This is a genomic window from Sphingobium aromaticiconvertens (assembly GCF_037154075.1).
Lineage (GTDB): Bacteria > Pseudomonadota > Alphaproteobacteria > Sphingomonadales > Sphingomonadaceae > Sphingobium > Sphingobium aromaticiconvertens.
This window is the reverse complement of record NZ_JBANRJ010000001.1, coordinates 4521624-4540259: the sequence shown is the minus strand read 5'-3', so window position 1 is coordinate 4540259 and position 18636 is coordinate 4521624. Positions and strand designations below refer to the sequence as shown.

Genomic DNA, 18636 nt, shown 5'->3' with positions numbered 1-18636 from the left:
GGCGACAATCTGATTACTCATACAAATAACTTGCCTGAATATAATATTATAATATACGCGAAATCAGAACAAAGTCTGGGAGGAGAGGTTCATGCGCATCACCAATCATATTCTAACGGGTGTCGCCCTTTGCGGTGTCATCGGTTTCCTGCCTGCATCGGCTGCCGCGCAATCTGCGCCTGATACGAACAGTGCGGACATCGTTGTCACCGGCATCCGCGCCAGCCTTCAGTCGGCGCAGAACCTCAAGCGCAATTCCGACAAGATCGTGGATTCCATCGTTGCGGAAGACATCGGCAAGCTGCCGGACGTCAATGTCGCAGAAGCATTGCAGCGCGTTTCAGGCATACAGGTCAGCCGCGACCGTGGCGAAGGTGGAAGCATCGCGATCCGTGGTCTGTCGCAGGTGCTGACCACGCTCAATGGTCGGGAGGTCTTTACCGCAGGCGGTGGACGCGGCTTCAACCTTCAGGACGTGCCGTCCGAACTGCTCGCCGGTATCGACGTTTACAAAACGCCATCAGCGGATCTGATCGAAGGCGGCATCGGCGGCGTGGTTGATTTGCGCACGCGCAAGCCACTCGACAAAAAGGGGTTCGTGTTCAGCGCGAGTGCCCGAGGGCGATATTCGGACCTTGCCGATGATGTGAAGCCGATGGCGTCCGTCCTGGTAAGCAATAGCTGGGACACCGGTATCGGTGAAATCGGTGTGCTGGTGAGCGCTGCCTATCAGGAGCGGGCCTTTGCAACCGACATCATCAATGTCGGCGCACCCAACGGTCGCACGGACATCATCGCGGGCCAGACGGTCAACGCCCCGAACGGCTCCTACCAGCCCGCCATCAAGGGAAATCGTCGTCGCATCGGCATTGATGGCATGGTTCAGTGGAAGCCGACGCCCGAACTCGAAGTCTATGGTCAAGTCGGTTATCAGGAGTTCCGGTCGATCCAGACCCAGTTCGGCCTTAACATCCCGACCAACGGACGGACCGCCGTGCCGGGCACGGCGACTGTCTTTGACGGCACAAACGACATTCGCTCCATTTCCTACAACAATGTCGCCTTCAACACCTTTGGCGTGGCGCGCGACACCTATGACGAGAATTTCCAATATTCCGGCGGCGTGAATTATGTGACCGACGGGATGCGGCTGAACTTCGACGTGAACTATTCCACATCGAAGAATACCCTCTATTATTCCGAGCTTGACCTTGCCGGTGTCGCCCCGCGCGCCGATCAGGATGTCAGCGCCGGCGTGCCGAGCATGTTACTGAGCGGCGTCAACCTCAACAACATTGGCAGCTATACAATCGGGGCGATGACGCGGAACGAAAATTACTTCAAGGGCGATATGTGGGCGGTGAAGGGCGACGCGTCCTTCGATGTCGAAAGTGACTTCCTCAAGTCGCTGAATTTCGGCCTGCGCTGGGCCAAGCGCGGCATGGATTTCACGCCGGTCCGCTTCTTCCAGACGCCGGGCACGGCTGCCGCTCGCGTCAACGCCGCAGGTTTTTCCGATCTGTTCATGTCCAATCCGCTTAATAATATGTTCAGCGGTTCGGGGAACATCAATCAGGACTTCCTCGTCGCCAATCCCGATGCCTTGCGTCCGCTGGACAATTTCGACGCGATCCGCCAGCAGTTGGGCATCACCACTCCGGTATCGGTCAGCACGCCCGGTATCTACAGCATCAACGAAACGACGATGGCCGGCTTTGCGACGGCGAAATATGGCTTCGACCTTGGCGCCGTGCCGGTGGACGGCAATATCGGCCTTCGTGTGATCCGCACCGGGTTGCAGGTGCAAGGCAACCGCCTGAACGCAGGCCAGACTGTACCCACGCCCATCGACATGAACAGCAATTATCTGAGCGTTTTGCCCAGTGCGAACATCCGGTTCGGGCTGAGCGACAAACTGCAGTTGCGCCTGGCCGCATCGCAAGTGCTGACCCGTCCGGGATTCTCGCAGCTTGCGCCTACGCTTACGCTCGTTCCCGCGCAGAATACCGGTTCTTCGGGCAACCCGGATCTGCGTCCTTTGAAGGCGGATCAGCTTGACGCCAGCCTGGAATATTATTTCGCACCGACGGGATCGGTCTATCTGGCCGGCTTCTACCGCAATGTTCAGAACTTCATTCTGACCGGCACCATCCTGCGGGTCATCGACGGCATCGAATATAGCATCTCGGCGCCCACCAACAGCAATCAGGGCAAGATCAAGGGTATCGAGGTCGGCGGCCAAACCTTCTTCGATTTCCTGCCGGGTCTGCTGAGTGGTTTTGGGGTTCAGGCCAACTATACCTTTGTGGATAGTTCGACCGGTACCTCGATTGCCGGGCTGAGCACGCCGCTGACCGACCTTTCGAAGCATAGCTTCAACGTCAGCGGCATCTACGAAAAAGGTCCGCTTTCCGCCCGTCTCGCCTATAACTGGCGCGACAAGTTCCTGACTGGCCTGTTCACGAACAATGTTGTTGTGGGCCTGCCCGTCTACCGCAAGGCTTATGGCTGGCTGGATGCGTCGATCAATCTGGACGTGACCGACAATATCACCGTTTCGCTGGAAGGAAGCAATCTGCTGCGGAGCAAGACGGACACCTATTATGGCCGTGAAACCCTGGTCGGCAATCTGGAACAGGATGATATCCAGGTTCTGGCGGGCGTGCGGGTGACATTCTAAACTCAGGCTCTTCCTTCTGTCCCTGCGGCCCCGGCCGCAGGGACTTCTCTTCTATTTGCGCATTGGGCGGTCAGGAGCTTTCGGGATGACTCGCAACACACTGGTCGGCTTGGGGCTGAGCCTGCTGGCGCTGGCCGCAAGCGTCGCAGCCAGCGCCGCGCCCGCAACCCAACCGCTGCGGATTGCCGACAATCACCGCTATCTCGCAACGCAGGATGGCCGGCCCTTCTTCTGGCTGGGCGACACTGGCTGGCTGCTGCTGGGTCGCCTCGATCGGGCGGAGACAGAGCACTACCTTGCCCGTCGGGCGGCGCAGGGCTTCAACGTCATACAAGTGATGGTGCTGCACACCGATCAGCAGACCAACCGCTATGCCGCGCCGGCGATGCTGGACAAGGATCCAGCGCGTCCGCGTGTCACGCCCGGTAACGACCCGGCCCGCGCCGACGAATATGATTATTGGGACCATCTGGACTGGGTGGTCGATCGCGCCGCCGCGCACGGCCTCTATGTCGCGCTGGTGCCCATCTGGGGTACGATCGTCGTCGAGAGCAAGCTGCCGCCAGAGCGTGCGGCTGCCTATGGCAAATTTCTGGGCGAACGCTATCGGAGCAAGCCCAACATCGTCTGGCTGAACGGCGGCGACACGCCGGGGGAAAAGAATGCCGCCACCTGGGAAGCGCTGGGCGCGGCCATAAAGGCAGCGGACCCCGGCCATTTGATGACCTTCCATCCTATCGGCCGCACCGATTCTGCATGGTATTATCACCGCGCGCCCTGGCTGGACTTCAACATGTTCCAGTCCGGCCACAAAAGCTATGCGCAGGATGAGAAGGGCGCGCGCGCCGAGGATAACTGGCGTTATGTCGCGGAAGATCTGTCCCGCCCTCCGCTGAAACCCACGATCGACGGCGAACCGAGTTACGAAAATATCCCGCATGGCCTGCATGACTTAACGGCACCGCGCTGGCTGGCGGCGGATGTGCGGCGCTATGCCTGGTGGAGCGTGTTCGGTGGCGCCTTCGGGCATAGCTATGGCAGCAATGATGTCATGCAGATGTTCGTGCCGGGCAAGGACAAACCCGCCTATGCCGCTGACGTGCATTGGGAAAAGGCGTTGGAGCAGGAGGGGGCAGGGCAGATGCATCATCTGCGCGACCTGATGCTGTCGCGCCCCTTCTTTGAGCGCGTGCCCGACCAGCAACTGATCGCGGGGCAGAACGGCACTGGCTATGAGCGGGTGATCGCTACGCGGGGCAAGGCCTATGCCATGGCCTACAGCTATACCGGACGGCCTTTTCGCATTCGCATGGGCCAGATCGCGGGCCAGAAGGTGAGCGCGGCCTGGTTTGATCCACGCACGGGCGTAGCCAAGCCCATCGGCACCTTCACCAACAATGGCGAGCGATTGTTCACGCCGCCCGGCACGCCGCAGCCGGGCAATGACTGGGTGCTTCTGCTCGATAGCAAATAGGGGGCGCCAACACCCTTCCCTGGGTGCGTCCTTCTGCCGGTCGATCGCTGGTCTGCACGCCAGCGATCGACCGGCCTTTTCTTTATTTGAGACTGATGTCCTGGGCAAAGACCAGGCGCACTGGACCCAGCAGGCCGGAATCGAGCAACGGCTCGTTAGCCTGAAAGAAGGTCCAGGGCGTGAAGGTTACGCGCCCACCCTCGGGCTTGGCCTTGCCCGCCTTGTACCAGTCGGGCAGCTCCACGATCTTGCGCGCCATCACCGGTGTCATCTTCCCGTCCGCGCTCGCCCGCTCGCCGATCGTCCAGTCGGCATTGTCGACGAACCGGCCTTCCTCGGGCAGCGCTGCGTCGGCGATCATGCGGTTGGCCCACAGGTTGGTGACGGTCAGCGACAGGCTGTTAACCCCGGCATGGACAACATCGGTCACGTCGACGCGATAGGGTTCCTTCCATACGACACCTAGATCCCTGCCGTTGACGCTGACGCCGGAAAGGATTTCGACCCGGCCAAGGTCCAGATAGACACGCTGGCCCTTTTTCACCGCGCTGGCGGGCACGTTGATGTTGCGCTCATAGGTGGCGGTGCCGGAGAAATGGCGCACCGCAGGATCGGGGTGATGACTGAGCGATTGAAGCCCAGGGAGCGTGATCTGCGCCGGTGCACCACGACCGGGCTGAAGGCGGACCGTCCACGGCCCGTCGATTGCGTGCGGCGCGGGCACATCGGCCCGAAAGCCGCGCCCGGCGCTGGTCGTGTAGCGCCCGCTGTCCCACACCAGCGCGCGCAGTGATCCGTCATCCGCGCGGTTGATCTCCGCAGGGCTGAGGCTGGTCATCGGCGCGGGCGGTCCCTTGGCGGCTTCGGCGGCGATCTCCGCCGGGGCCAGCGCGCGTGCGTCGGTGCGAAGCGGTGTCGCATTGCCCTCAAAAGAATAGGTGACGCCCGAGGGGGAGGGCTTGTCCGACCCGCCGGCAAAGACGGTACGCCCGCTCTTCAGGCCCGTATGCGCCAGCTTGCCGTCGATATAGAGGCTGGGCGTCCCCTTGTCATAGACCAGCGCGATATGGCTCCACCCCGCGATCGGCTGGTGCGAAACGAGCACGGCGGGCACGCTGTCGGGTGAAATCCGCTCGATCACGAAGGCGCCATTGCGGCCGATGGCAAGACCGGCGACTGCCGTGCCATCGCCATGGGTGTCTCGCCCGGAGCGGGCATTGACCAGATAATTTTTGCCTGTCTCGTTGATCCGCCCATCGACGCTTTCCTTCGGCATAAGCCGCAGGTCGATGTCGGGCTTGGCCCAGAGCGAGAGGGTGAAGCTGTCGGACGGTGCCGCGACAACGGGCGTCCTGGCATCAAGATCGGTGAACCGCGCGCCGTCCTTGGCCACCCAGTCCAGCCGCTTCGCGCCGGAAACCGGTTCGCGGAAGCTGACGAAGGTCGATCCGGCAGGCGACAGGTCGAAGGCGACACGGGTCGTGGATTTCCCGGCATCGAACAGGGCAGGGCGGCTGATCGCCCCCGACTCCGCATCCCACAATGCTGGCGCCTTGCCGCTTACGCGGAAGGTGCAGGTCAGCCGCTCGGCCCGGCGCTGGCGGTTGGCGACGAAATAGACGTCGCCGTCCGCAAGCCTGCGATGCAGCCAGACGACCTGTCCGTCGGGTGATGCCGTCTCGCAGGCCACATCAGGCGTTGCGTCCATATCGGCCAGCACAGGCGCAATGCCGCCCGTCGCAAAGATACGGCCCTCGCCGACCCGGCGCGGCGTGGTGTTGGCCGCCTGCGTGCCCCACAGATCGTCGATTGCCGCGCGGAAGGCCGCGTCGCCATCAGGCTGCCCCGCCATGGTCAGCGAGCGGGCAGGCTTGGGCGCCAGCATCACCATGCCCTGCCGCACGAGATCGCGCAGCCGCTGCGCCAGTTGCGGCGTCATGCTGGCGATCGTGTCGGGCATCACCAGCATCCGATAGCTTGCGCCATCGGGCAGGAGGATCCGCCCGTCCTTCACGCTCGCGCGGGTCAGCAGCACCTCGGCATTGACCATGTCATAGCTATAGCCTGCGGGCACTTGCGGACTGAAATATTGCCCGATCTTCGGGTTGCTGTCGGGCGATATGTCGGGGCGCAGATATTCGCTCTGGTTCGGGCTTTCCTCGCCGACGAAATAGAGGATGTCGGCGACATTCCGTCCCTGCCGCAGCATATATTGGCTGCGGCCCAGATACTCCATCCAGGGGCGCGACTGGGCGAACCATGTGTTGCTGCGCTCCAGGTTGATGCCCCACGGACCCATCGCCATGCCGGGACTGGCCAGCGGATTGGGCTGATGGGCATAGCGATGGAAGTAGAACTGGTTGACGCCTTGCGCGAACATCTGGTCGCCCAGCGTCTTCATCGCATAGGGATAGTCGAGCCAGCGGCTGGTCTGCGCCTCACCCGTAAAGGCCTCTGCCGCGACGACCGGCTTGCCATAGACATGCGCGGCGGAGGACACCATCTTGACCGTGCGGTTGTCGGTCCAGGGTGTGCGGGACCAGAACTCCGTCATCGGCACCTGCGCCCGGCCGCTGACCTGCAAGGCGTCGAACGCGCCGGGGCCATAGCCTTCCGCATGGAAACGCAGGCCAGCGGCATTGGCGTGGCTCTGCATCCGCCCATAATAATTGTCGGCCATCAGGTCCGCGAGCGTGCGGCGATAGTCGTACAGCACCCGGTCGGAAACATCGGCGTCACCCACAATGCGGCCAGTGAGCGTGGGCAGATAGGGCAGCAGCGAATAGCCGTTCCGCTTCTGGAAATCCGCCAGCATCGTCGGAGTCCAGTTTTGCATTCCGGCCTCGAAACTGTCGATCTCCAGCATGTCGAAGGCCTTGCCCGCATGGGGACCTGCGGCCTTGATGACGCGCCCCACACTGCTTTCGAACTGATGATCGACCGCCGCTATGTTCAGCTTGTCGACCTCAAGCCCCCGACCCGCGTCGGAGGCCGCGACGTTGAGCTTGCCCGTCGGCGTATGGCCAAAGCGCAGGATCGTCCAGCGACCCGCGGGCGGCGTCCAGTCGAGCATCCCGCGCGAATCCACCTTCGCGCTGATGTCTATGACCCGCGATGGATCAATCGCATCGGGTCGGGCCGCATTCGATGGGTGCCGCTCGACCGCGCTGCCAATGCGGATGCCATGCTCGCCCTTGGTGTCCCAATCCTCGATGCGCGGTGTGGCATGGAACAGCGCCTCGGCCAGTTTCACCTTGGCGCTGGGCGTGACGCGGAAATGACGCGCGGAGACGCGGGCAAAATTGAGCGTCCCCGGCGCTTCAATGCCGCGCTCGACCGCGACTGACACTTTGCCGATGCGGGTCCAGTTGCTGCCGTCGTCCGATGCCTCGATCGTTGCCGAAAAGCCGGGTGCGTCCTTGACCGCGTAAAGTGTCACGGCCTGCGCGGGGAAGGGCGTCTTCATGGATATGACCAGCGGCGTGTCCGGCGCGATCTCGATCGCGCTGTGCAGGTCGCGATCGGTCAGTGTTCTGGCGTCGACCCCCTTGCCAACCCGCATCCCGGCGATAGCATCGCGATAGCGACTCTCATCGCCATCCGACGCAGGAAAGGCCAGCACCGCCGCATCCTTGTAATAGTCCAGCTTGGCATAAGGTTTGGGCAGGGCAAGGCGCAGCCGCTTGCCGCCGGCGATGCTCGTCTCGGTCCAGACGATCTGCTGCATGGCTTGCGCCGGGGCGATCCATGGGCCGCCGCTCGACGACCAGCCGGGCGCATTATGCATGCCCACTTTCAGGCTCAGCGTGTCCGCCTTGTCCATCATATGCGTCATCAGTCCCAGCCATTGCGGGCTGAGATAATCGACCGGCCCCTTGGGCACATCGTCGCTGCCGTCGAACACCAGCACGCCGCCCATGCCGACGCGCGCGATCGCATCAAGGTCGGCGTCCAGCCCCTGCCGGGTCACATTGCCGTTCATCCAGAAATAGAGTGTCTGGGGGCGCGCATCGGCGGGCGGATTGCGAAAACTTTCCGGATCGGGAAGGCTCGCGCTTTGTTGCCCTGTCGCGGTGCCGATGCTGATTGCGGCCAATGCCACGCTTGTTGCCAGTTTGCCCAGCTTTGTGCGCTTCATGACGCCCCTCCCTTGTCTTGCTGATAACCCGAAATTTCGATCCGGCATGCGCCTGGAAATGGCCGCTGATCGACACGGATAAGTGCAAAAGCGGTTGACTCTCTTTAGTCATACTAATAGCGCATCTGCAAGAAATATCATATAAACATACTAATTGAAGGAGGGCACGCGTGTCGCGAAAAGCTGGCAGGATGTTTCAAAGGCTTGGCGGCTCTGCCCTGCTGCTGTCGGCGATGCTTTTCTCCGCCCCCATGGCGCAGGCCGCGCCAGCCCCCGGCGCCAGCGCGGCATCGGGGCAGGCGCAGTTCGACAATCTCTGGCTGGGTTCCGCCTGGTATCCCGAACAATGGCCAGAAGAACGCTGGGCCGAAGATCTGCGGCTGATGAAAGCGCATGGCGCCAATGTCGTGCGGATCGGCGAATTCGCCTGGAGCCGGATGGAGCCGATCGAGGGGCAATATGACATGGATTGGCTGGTCCGCGCGGTGCGGCTGGCCGACCGCTATGGCATAAAAGTGGTGATCGGCACGCCGACTGATACGCCGCCCGCCTGGATGACCCAGAAATATCCCGAAGTGCTGCGCGTCGACAGTGACGGCAGACGGCTGGGTCATGGCGGTCGGCGGCAATTCTCCATCTCCGACCCCCATTACCGCCAGCTTAGCCGCGACATCGTGTCGCGCATGGCGCAGGCGCTGGGGCGCGAGGCCAATGTGATCGGCTGGCAGATCGGCAATGAATATACCGACGAAAGCTATGATCCCGCCGCGCGTGCTGCCTGGGTCGACTGGCTGAAGGCGCGATACGGCACGCTGGACAAGCTCAACGATGCCTGGACGACGGCCTACTGGTCGCAAACCTATAGCGACTGGACGCAGGTGCCCTTCAACACCGACAAGGGCAATCCGGGCTGGATGCTGGAGTGCAAGCGCTTCATCACCAGCCAGTGGGTCGCCTTTCAGAAGAACCAGCTGGACGCGATCCGCGCCCATGCACTGCCCGCGCAATTCATCACCACCAATCTGGGCGGTCTTGGCTGGGCCAACCGCTTTGATCGCTATGCCATCAACCGCGACCTCGATTTCGCGTCCTGGGACAATTATGTCGGCACCGGACACCTCAAATCCTATCGCAATGGCGCGACGCATGATCTGGTGCGCGGTTGGAAGCGCAAGAATTTCTGGGTGATGGAAATCCAGCCGGGCTTCGTAAACTGGGCGCCGGTCAGCAACATGCTTTACCCTGGTGAGACGCGGGCGATGGCATGGCAGGCGATCGGTCATGGCGCGGACGGCATCCTTTACTGGCAGTGGCGCAATGCGCTGAACGGACAGGAAACGATGCATGGTTCGATCCTTGGCCCGGACGGTAAGCCGCTGCCGGTGTATGAGGAAGTCAGCCGCATCGGTCGCGACATGGCAAAGGCCGCGCCCGCGATCGTCGGCACGTCGCCGGTTTCGCCGGTCGCGATCCTTCAGGATTATCCCAGCCGCTGGACGATCGACTTTCAGCCGCATCACAAGGATTATGACCAGATATCGGTGCTGCTCGATTATTATGCGCCGCTCAAGGATGCGCTGGGCAGCGTCGATATTGTCGAGGCGCAGGGACCGCTCGACCGCTACAAGCTGGTGGTCGCTCCCAACCTTTCCATCATCAACGACGATCTTGCGAAGAAGCTGACCGCCTATGTGCGTGGTGGCGGGCATCTGATCCTGGGGCCGCGATCGGGCCAACGGGACGATTATGACCGGCTCCAGCCGCGCCGTCAGCCGGGGCTGCTCGCCGATCTGCTCGGCGGACAGGTCGAGCAATTTTACGCGTTGGACGAGCCTGTCGAAGTGGGGTCGGGCAAGGCGACGATCTGGGCGGAGGATCTCTCCATCAAGGCGTCCGATGTCGAAACGTTGCTGCGCTATGGCAAGGCGAATGGCTGGCTGGACGGTCACGCTGCCGCCATCACCCGCCGCGTGGGCAAGGGGCGGATCACCTATGTCGGTGCGTTGCTGGATCAGGGACTGATGAAGGGACTGATCGACGGCGCTCTGGAAGGGGCAGGGGTCGCCCGAGACTTCCCCGTGCCGGCCGACGTCGAACTGATGACCCGCGAAGGGGACGGGCGGTCGATCGTGATCCTCATCAACCATGGACGGGAAGATCGGTCGGTTACGCTGCCCCGGACTATGGACGATATATTGGAGGGTGGTCGCAAGACCTCCATCACGCTGGCGGCCGAAGGGGTCGCCGTTTTGCAGGATGTGCGCAAATGATGAAGAGACTATTGGCGACCGCCGCCGCCCTTGCACTTCTCCCGCTGCCCGCTCTGGCGCAAAAGGCAGCGCCAGAGCCATGGCCGATGGACTATAAGCCAAAGGCGGTCGAGGCGCAGTTGGCTAAGGTCCAGCGCGGTATAACCGACGGACGGTTCAAGGCCGATTGGGATTCCCTTCGCGCCTATCGCACGCCCGAATGGTTCCGCGACGCCAAGTTCGGCATCTTCATCCATTGGGGCGTCTATTCGGTCCCGGCCTTCGCCAATGAATGGTATTCGCGCAACATGTATGCGCCGGGCAACAAGGCTTATGACCATCATATCAAGACCTACGGCCCGCAATCCAAGTTCGGCTACAAGGATTTCATTCCGCAGTTCAAGGCGGAACGCTTCGATCCCGATGGCTGGGTGAAACTGTTCGCCGATGCGGGCGCGCGCTATGTCGTGCCGGTTGCCGAACATTGCGACGGCTTTGCCATGTATGCGTCCGACTTCACCAAGTGGGATAGCGCTGAAATGGGGCCGCGCCGCGATGTCGTGGGCGACATTGCCAAGGCGGCGAGGGCGCAGAACATGCATTTCGGCCTGTCGTCCCACCGCGCGGAACATTGGTGGTGGTATCATGCCGGGCGCAGCTATGATTCCGATGTCAATAATCCGAAATATGCGGGCCTCTACGGACCGGCGGCGCCCACCGGCCTGCCTGCGGACAAGCCGACGGCCTGGCCTGACAGCGATCTGCTGCAAAACTGGATGCCGCCAAACAAGCCGTTCCTCAACGACTGGATGGCGCGCACCTCGGAACTGATCGACAAATATCAGCCCGAGCTGATCTATTTCGACTGGTGGACCTCCTCGCCCCTGTTCGAGCCGCTGATGCGCGACACGGCGGCCTATTATTACAACCGCTCGGACGCGTGGAAAGCCCCCGGCATCATCGCCTACAAGGGGTCGCAGTTCGCCGAAGGCAGCGCCATGTTTGACATGGAGCGGGGCAAAACCGACGCGCTGAAGCTGACGCCGTGGCAATCGGACACATCGGTCAGCGTCCATAGCTGGGGCTATGCGAAGGACGACACCTATCGCACGCCCAAGTCGCTGATCGCCGACCTGATCGACATCGTCAGCAAGAACGGCAATCTGTTGCTGAATGTGGGGCCAAAGGCCGACGGGACGATCCCGGAGGAAATCTCCACCGTCTTGCGCGGCATGGGCGCCTGGCTGAAGGTCAATGGCGAGGCGATCTATGACACCCGCCCCTACCTCTATTTCGGCGAAGGCCCGACCAAATCCGGGCAGGTCCGCGTCGGTGGGCAAGTCGAGGAGTCCGTGACAAAGGGCTTCACCCCCGCCGACATCCGCTTCACGACCAAGGGTGACACCCTTTATGCGCTGGGGCTGGAGCGGCCGAAGGATGGCGCGGTGCTGATCAAGACGCTCTATACGGGCACACCCTATCTCGAAAAGCCGATCGACCGGATCGAATTGCTCGACGGCGGCAAGATCGTTTGGCAGCAGACCGACAAGGGGCTGTCCATAACCTTGCCCGCTAACGGTAGTGACGCCATGCCCTATGCGCTTCGTATAAGTTTCAAGAAGGGCTGAAAGCCCGCCCGACAGGAGAGACATGATGCAGACCCTCGCCCTTCTCCATACTTCGCCGACGCTCAGTCCGATGTTCAACGAATTGACCGCCCGTATCATGCCGGGCGTGCGCATCCTGCACTTCGTCGATGAAAGCCTGATCAAGAACACGATTGCCGCCGGGCATTTGGAAAAGGCGACGATGCGACGGCTGATCGCGCTGGTCGGCTCGACCTTTGACGCGGGTGCGGACGCCACGCTCGTCACCTGCTCGTCCATCGGTCCGGCGGTCGACATTGCGGCCCTGCTGCATGACAAGCCGGTGCTGCGCGTGGATCGTCCCATGTCGGAAAAGGCCGTGGCGCTGGGCAAGCGCGTCGGTGTGCTGGCGACCTTGTCGACCACGCTTGCGCCCACCGCCGATCTTGTCCGCCGTGTCGCGCAGGAACAGGGCCGCGATATCGAGATTGTCGAGCATCTGTGCGAAGGCGCGTTCGAGGCGGTGATGGCCGGGGATGGGGCGACCCATGACCGCATCGTCGGCGAAGGGCTGACCAGGCATATGGCTGGCGTCGATGCCATCGTGCTGGCGCAGGCGTCGATGGCGCGCGTCCTCTTGACCCTGCCCGAAGGCGCCGTGCCCGCGCCGGTCTTCTCCAGCCCCGAACTGGGTGTCGAGCGCGCGCGTGACGTGCTGCAAGGCTTGCCCAAATGAAAAAACGCCATGCTGTCGTCGGGCTGCTCGGCATCCTGTCGGTCATCACCTTTCTCGACCGCATGGCGATCGCGGTCACAGGCCCGGCGGTCCAGAAGGATCTGGGGATCACGCCCGAACAATGGGGCTGGGTGCTGGGCGCCTATGTGATCGCCTATGCCGTATTCGAAGTACCCTCCGGCGCGCTTGGCGACAAACATGGCTATCGCAAGGAGTTGACCCGCATCACCCTGTGGTGGTCGGTCTTCACAGCAGCCACGGCGCTGTGCCGCAATTTCTGGCAGTTGACGGGCGCGCGCTTTCTCTTCGGGCTGGGCGCAGCGGGTGCCTATCCCAATATGTCGGGCGTCCTTTACCGCTGGCTGCCCGCGCGGGAGCGGGCGCGGGGGCAGGGGGTCATCTGGGCGGCCAGCCGGTTTGGCGGAGCGCTCGCACCGCTGTTGCTGGTGCCGTTTCAGGCGCAGTTCGGCTGGCGCGCCGTATTCGTCGTGCTGGGGGTCATCGGTTTCGCCTGGGCCATTGGCTGGCGCGCTTTCTACCATGATCGCCCATCCGAGCAGCCCGGAATCACGGCAGAGGAGGTTACGGAAATTGGCGACGACGGCGGTGCGGGCCATGCGGGGACGCCCTGGCGCAAATTGCTCAGCCTCCCCCAGCTATGGCTGATCGCGCTCGCATATTGCTTCTATGCCTTTGGCAGTTGGTTCTTCTTCAACTGGTTCCCTACCTGGATGGTCAACGGCGCGCATTTCAGCATCGCCGAAATGGGCCTTTATGGCTCCATACCCTTCCTGCTGGGCATTGTCGCCAATCTGGCGGGCGGGCTGTTGTGCGATCGGCTGGCCGAACGGATCGGCATCCGCAAAGCCTATAGCCGCATCGCCAGCGTCTGCCTGTTGGGCACCGCGATCCTGCTGGTGCTGATGAGCCTTGCCACCAGCAAGCTGATGATCGTGATCTTCGCCGGCGCGGCCTTCGCGGTCATGGACCTGATGCTGCCCGCTGCCTGGGCGATGTGCATGGCGATCGGCGGGCGATATGGCGGCACGGCGAGCGGCGTCATGAACACCGCCGGCAATCTTGGCGGGTTCGTCTGCACGGTCGTCATTGGCTATATGATTGGCGCGACCGGTAATTACACCCTGCCGGTGCAGGGCGTGGCGCTGATGGTGCTTATCGCAGCGGTCCTGTTCTCGCGGATCGACTGCACGAAGGGTTTCGACCAGAAGGCGCCGCCAACGCTGACGGAAGGCGCGATCGCCCCGGCGCAGCTATAGAACAACGCCATCGGCCCGCGCGGATCGTCTGTGCGGGCCGATTACGAAACGACCTTAGCCGCCGAGGCGCACTGTTTCGAAAAAGTCGGGCTTGCCTATCTGGCCGCCCTTGAGCACAAGCTCCAGCCCATCAAGCGCCGCTTCGGACGCATGGGCGCGCACCAGCGGCGCACCCCGCTCCAGCGGCGCGGCCCAACTGAGCGCATCCAGCCCCAATTGCGCGATCCCATGGCTGGAGGTATCGCCGCCCGCGAAGAGCAGGCGGGAGAGGCCAGAGCGCAGCACGAGCGTCCGGCTGACCCGGCCCAGCGCTGCACCGATGGCGGCACCGGCGGCGGGCGTGTCCGCGTCCAGCGGCCCTTCGGCGGAATGGATGACCAGACTGCGTCCGGCTTCAAGCTCACGGATCGCGGCCTCCACCAGCCGCTCTTCCTCGTCCGTCGCACCCTGCAACAGCGCGTCGACATCGGCCTGGAGTGTGGCATAGCCGCTTGCGCGGGCGGCCGCGATCTGCGCGCCGGTTACGGGCGAACAACTGCCGCTCATCACCAGCAATCGGTCCACCGGCGCGGCGCGGGGGAGGGTAATCGGCGGGGGAACGATGCCCTGCGCATGCCAGGCGTGGATAAGGGCGCGGGTAACGCCCGAACTACCGACGGCGAACCGGAAACGCTCGCGCTGATGCGCCAGCAGCACTTGCCCCACGGCGACCAGACTTGGCTCATCGACGCCATCGAACAGCATCGCGTCTGCGCCATCATCCACCGCTTGCAGGAAAAAGCTCTCCGCCTCGCCCGCCTGAATCCGGTCGATTGATGTCAGCGCGATCCGCGCGTCGGTCTGCTTCGCCAGATGCAGCCGCAGGTCGGCTTCATGCATCGGCGTCACCGGATGGTGCGCCATTGTCGGATGCCGGTCGATGCGATGGACGACATCGCCCGCCCGCGCGAACAGCGTGCCAAAGGCCAGATAGCGCCCCAGATGCGGCGCCCCCACAAGGATCGGCACGATCCCGCCCAGTTCCCGCGCGCCAATGTCAAGCGCCCGGCCGATCGAGCCGACGTGCGGCGCGCTGTCGAAGGTGGAGCAAGTCTTGTAATGCACGACCGGCGCGCCCGTCTGCGCCAGCGCGGCGAAGGCGCGGGGCAGGTGCGCGTCCATCCATTCGGGCGACTGGCTGCGCGCATCGCCTGCGATGCCGATAGCGCGCGCATTCCCGAAATGCTTCAGTAGCGCCTCATCGGGTTCGCGCAGCAGCAGGATGGCGGGGACGCCACCCTCCGCCAATTGCTCCAGCACATCGGTCGATCCGGTGAAATCGTCCCCGTAAAAGGTATAGAGCAGGTCGCCCATCAGACCGCGAAACCGGTCAAGCGGCGAAGGCGGACAATGCGTCGCGCAACTCGGGGGCATTGCTGGCCGCATCGGACAGGTCCACGCCCGCCACCGCCGCGTCCCACGCCTGCCGCAGCGCGCGCACGCCCGCTGCCGGGCCGCCCGGATGCGCCATGATGCCGCCACCCGCTGCAAAGATGAGGTCCGTCGATCCCAGCGCTGCATAGGTTGCGGGCACCTGTCGCGCGGATTGGCCCGACGAAAAGACCGGCATGACCTCACAGCCCGCATGCGGGGCTGGGAACATCGGCGTCAGGCATTCGCGGGCAGAGGCGATGACGCTCTCATTCTCCTCGCAGAATTTATTGTCGATGCCATTCACATGGGTGTGGTCGATCCCCGCCAGCCGCCACAGTTTCTGATAGGCGACGAAGCTCATGCCCGTCGCGGGCGAGCGGCCCAGCATTCCCCAGCCGTTGCGGTGGCCATGGATCGGCAATTGAGAATGGGCGCGCAATGCCTTCATCGCGGGCAGGCCGATCGAATTCATGCTGGCCATGATGCAGGTGCCGCCTTCGCGCAGCACATGATCGTGGCGCTCCAGCATCTCGTCGATGTCGCCGGTCAGGTTGGCCGCAAACATCACCTTCTTGCCGGTCTTTTCGGCATGATCGTTGATGACGCGCATCACCGCGCTGATCCGCGCATCGAATGGACAGGCCGGACCATCGCCCTGCAATTCGTCATCCTTGACGAAATCGACCCCCGCCTCGACCAACACCTTCACCTGCGCGGCGGTCGCTTCGGGCGACAGGCCCACGCTGGGCTTGATGATCGTGCCGATCATCGGCTGGTCCTGGACCCCTGCCAGCGCCCGCGTGCCCGCAACGCCAAATTGCGGTCCCTGATAGCGTTCCAGAAAGACCGGTGGCAGGGTGAGGTCGACCAGCTTCAGCCCGGAAAATGCCTTCAGTTCCGACAGGTTGCCCGCGACCGTCGCCAGCAGGTTGGGCAGCGATGGTCCGAAATTATGCACCGGCCAGGACAGGGTGACGCGCGCCGTCCGCCGCCGCCCGTCACCGCCACCCTTGGGCAGACCGGAGCCGGGCAAAGAAGGCGCGGGCGCATCGCCTAGTTCCTCGATCGAGACCACACGCGCGGCATGCGCCTCTCGCAACTCGTCGGTTTCGCCCGGCACCCGGATGAAGGTGCCGGTCGACTGTTCACCTGCCATGGTCGCGGCTGCCTGTTCCAACGGGAAGGCAGTCTCGATCCAATAGGTTGCGCTGACGGTATCGCTCATAATCAGCCGATATTGAAGTAAGTGTTGTAGCGTTCCTGCCCGACCGTGAAATAGGGCACGAAGACAAGATTGCGGCCCTCCACCTCCGTCGAATAGGCGATCTTCGATCCCGGCACCGGCGAGAGCGCGCCGGGCAAGGCCAATGGCTTGCTCTCTACCCCGGTCCAGGGATTAAGGCCCACATACATGACCGCGCCACGCAGCACGGCTGCTGTATCGGGATTTTTGTCGTCGATTGCGAGCGTCCGCAGCGATTGCGGCAGGGTAAGCTCCACCATGTCGCCCGCTTTCCAGTTGCGGTTGACGGTTGCCAGCGTGCCCGGCTGTACGGCCTGCGCGGTGCCATTGACCTTCAACGTCGCGCCCTTTGCCCAGGCGGGAACGCGCAGCTTCATGGCAAAACGCCCATTGCCCGCGTTGGTGACGGTCAGGCGCGTCGTGTCGGCGGCCGGATAGTCGGTCTCCTGCGCCACCTCGACCGCGCCACCGGCCCGGTCCCACTTCACCTTGGATGGCGCGAACATGTTCACGACCAGCGCGTCGTCATCGTGGAAATAGAGGTTCAGCACATAGTCGGCGACGCCTTGCACCAGCGTCCCCGAACAGCAGGGCCATTGCTGATGGTAGAACAGCTTTTCGGCCGCCGGACCATAGTTGGAATAATAGGGATAGCCGCCATCGCTGTCGGGGAAGCGGGTTGCCAACATGGTGTTGTACAGTGTCCGCTCCAGCCCGTCGCCATAGACCGGCGCGCCGGTGAAGCGCATCAGGTAACGCGCCAGCTTCATGTCGGCAAAGCTGCCGCAGGGCGTTTCGAAATGTGCCTTGGAGCTTTTCAGACTGGCGCCCAGCTTGCCCTGATGCAGTTCCACGAACTGCTCCTCCGGTCCCCAGCCGCCCGACGCGAAACGCTGCGGCTCCATGAAGGTCCAGGCATTTTCCAGTGCCTTGCGATATTTGGGGTCGCCCAGATGCAGATAGGCCTGCGCGCCTGAACTGAGCGCGATGGTGTGGCTGTAGGCGTGCTTGGACGGCAGCACATCCTGCCCCGCCGCCAGCGGATCGAACCATTCCTTGTTCAGCAGATAATGGACTGCCATCGCCCGATATTTGTCGTCGCCGGTGATCTCCGCGACGTGGAACAGGTTTTCTGGCAGGACATAGGTTTCGTCATAGGGCGGATCGACCTTGCCGACCCGATCGCGCGAGATGGGCGAGATATAGGGGCGGCATTTTTCGATCGTAATCGGCAGCAGCGCCTTGGCCTGCTCCACACCGCTCAGGCGATAGGCGTCGATCAGGCCGACGACATATTTGTCCATGACATAGGCGGCCCACTGGTCCTGCGCCTTGGGACCGGCATAGGGGTTCTTCGTCCTGGTGATGAACTCGCCATAGCCTTCGACCAGCTTGGCCACCTTGGCATGGGCGGCCTTGTCGCCCGTGGTCGCGGCGATGCGCGCGATGCCGGAAATATACTGGCCCAGCGTCAGGCCGGGGACGAAGCCATTCTTGTCATACCAGCCGCCCATGTCCGGGCCGGGGGCAGGCAGGCCCGCCTGCTCGCGAAAGACTTTCAGAACGCGGTCATTGTCCAGCGCCAGATAATGGGCCTGGATATGGTCATATTGTTCCTTGATGACGCCACCGGTCAACTGGACCGCGCCATAGGGAAATTCATGCAGCGCTTCCTTGCCGCCGCGTGCCGCCGCTGCGGCAAAGGCTATGCTCGACCCGCCGCCGACCGCACCGGCCGCCGTCGTGGCGCATACGGCGCACTGCATGAAGCCCCGCCGTGAAAGGCTCTGATCCATATGGTGGCCGTGGCTCATCCTGTCCCCGTTAATTATAAGATTTA

General features: G+C 62.9%; 10 protein-coding genes. 6 read left to right on the top strand and 4 right to left on the bottom strand.

Going from position 1 to position 18636, the window contains the following annotated elements; genetic code table 11:
• The first annotated feature begins 91 nt into the window (after positions 1-91).
• Both WFR25_RS22010 and WFR25_RS22005 read left to right on the top strand, forming a co-directional pair.
• Positions 92-2680 carry a TonB-dependent receptor gene (locus tag WFR25_RS22010; RefSeq protein ID WP_336973708.1) on the top strand — a complete coding sequence of 863 codons (2589 nt, stop codon included), beginning with the start codon at positions 92-94 and terminating at the stop codon, positions 2678-2680.
• An 85-nt stretch (positions 2681-2765) separates the two neighbouring features.
• Positions 2766-4154 carry a glycoside hydrolase family 140 protein gene (locus WFR25_RS22005; protein ID WP_336973707.1) on the top strand — a complete coding sequence of 463 codons (1389 nt, stop codon included), beginning with the start codon at positions 2766-2768 and terminating at the stop codon, positions 4152-4154.
• Between the two features lie 82 nt (positions 4155-4236).
• Here WFR25_RS22005 and WFR25_RS22000 read toward each other — a convergent pair whose 3' ends face one another.
• Complete coding sequence (locus WFR25_RS22000; protein ID WP_336973706.1) at positions 4237-8292, bottom strand: glycosyl hydrolase; 4056 nt, start codon at positions 8290-8292, stop codon at positions 4237-4239.
• A gap of 170 nt (positions 8293-8462) precedes the next feature.
• On the opposite strand from WFR25_RS22000, the gene WFR25_RS21995 reads away from it, so the two are divergent.
• Genes WFR25_RS21995 through WFR25_RS21980 form a run of 4 tightly spaced genes read left to right on the top strand, consistent with a single transcriptional unit; the run spans position 8463 to position 14140 of the window.
• Entirely contained in the window at positions 8463-10562 is a 2100-nt protein-coding gene (locus WFR25_RS21995; RefSeq protein WP_336973704.1) for a beta-galactosidase, read from the top strand.
• The gene (locus tag WFR25_RS21990) at positions 10559-12169 is read left to right on the top strand and encodes an alpha-L-fucosidase (RefSeq protein WP_336973703.1); all 1611 of its coding nucleotides are present in this window, start codon (positions 10559-10561) and stop codon (positions 12167-12169) included. The genes WFR25_RS21995 and WFR25_RS21990 overlap by 4 nt, the downstream gene beginning before the upstream one ends.
• Before the next feature lie 22 nt (positions 12170-12191).
• Positions 12192-12863 carry an aspartate/glutamate racemase family protein gene (locus WFR25_RS21985; protein ID WP_336973702.1) on the top strand — a complete coding sequence of 224 codons (672 nt, stop codon included), beginning with the start codon at positions 12192-12194 and terminating at the stop codon, positions 12861-12863.
• A complete protein-coding gene (locus WFR25_RS21980) occupies positions 12860-14140 on the top strand; it encodes an MFS transporter (RefSeq protein WP_336973700.1) in 1281 nt (426 codons plus the stop codon). Before WFR25_RS21985 ends, WFR25_RS21980 begins: the two co-directional genes overlap by 4 nt.
• Before the next feature lie 54 nt (positions 14141-14194).
• Here WFR25_RS21980 and WFR25_RS21975 read toward each other — a convergent pair whose 3' ends face one another.
• The 3 genes from WFR25_RS21975 to WFR25_RS21965 are packed head-to-tail and all read right to left on the bottom strand — an operon-like array spanning position 14195 to position 18610.
• Positions 14195-15493: a four-carbon acid sugar kinase family protein gene (locus tag WFR25_RS21975; RefSeq protein ID WP_336973699.1), complete on the bottom strand. Its 1299-nt coding sequence runs from the start codon at positions 15491-15493 to the stop codon at positions 14195-14197.
• A 16-nt stretch (positions 15494-15509) separates the two neighbouring features.
• On the bottom strand, positions 15510-16778 hold the full coding sequence (locus WFR25_RS21970) for a ribulose-bisphosphate carboxylase large subunit family protein (protein WP_336973698.1): 1269 nt from the start codon (positions 16776-16778) through the stop codon (positions 15510-15512).
• 2 nt (positions 16779-16780) lie between these two features.
• Positions 16781-18610, bottom strand: a complete 1830-nt coding sequence (locus WFR25_RS21965; protein WP_336973696.1) for a beta-L-arabinofuranosidase domain-containing protein — start codon at positions 18608-18610, stop codon at positions 16781-16783.
• Positions 18611-18636: the final 26 nt, after the last annotated feature.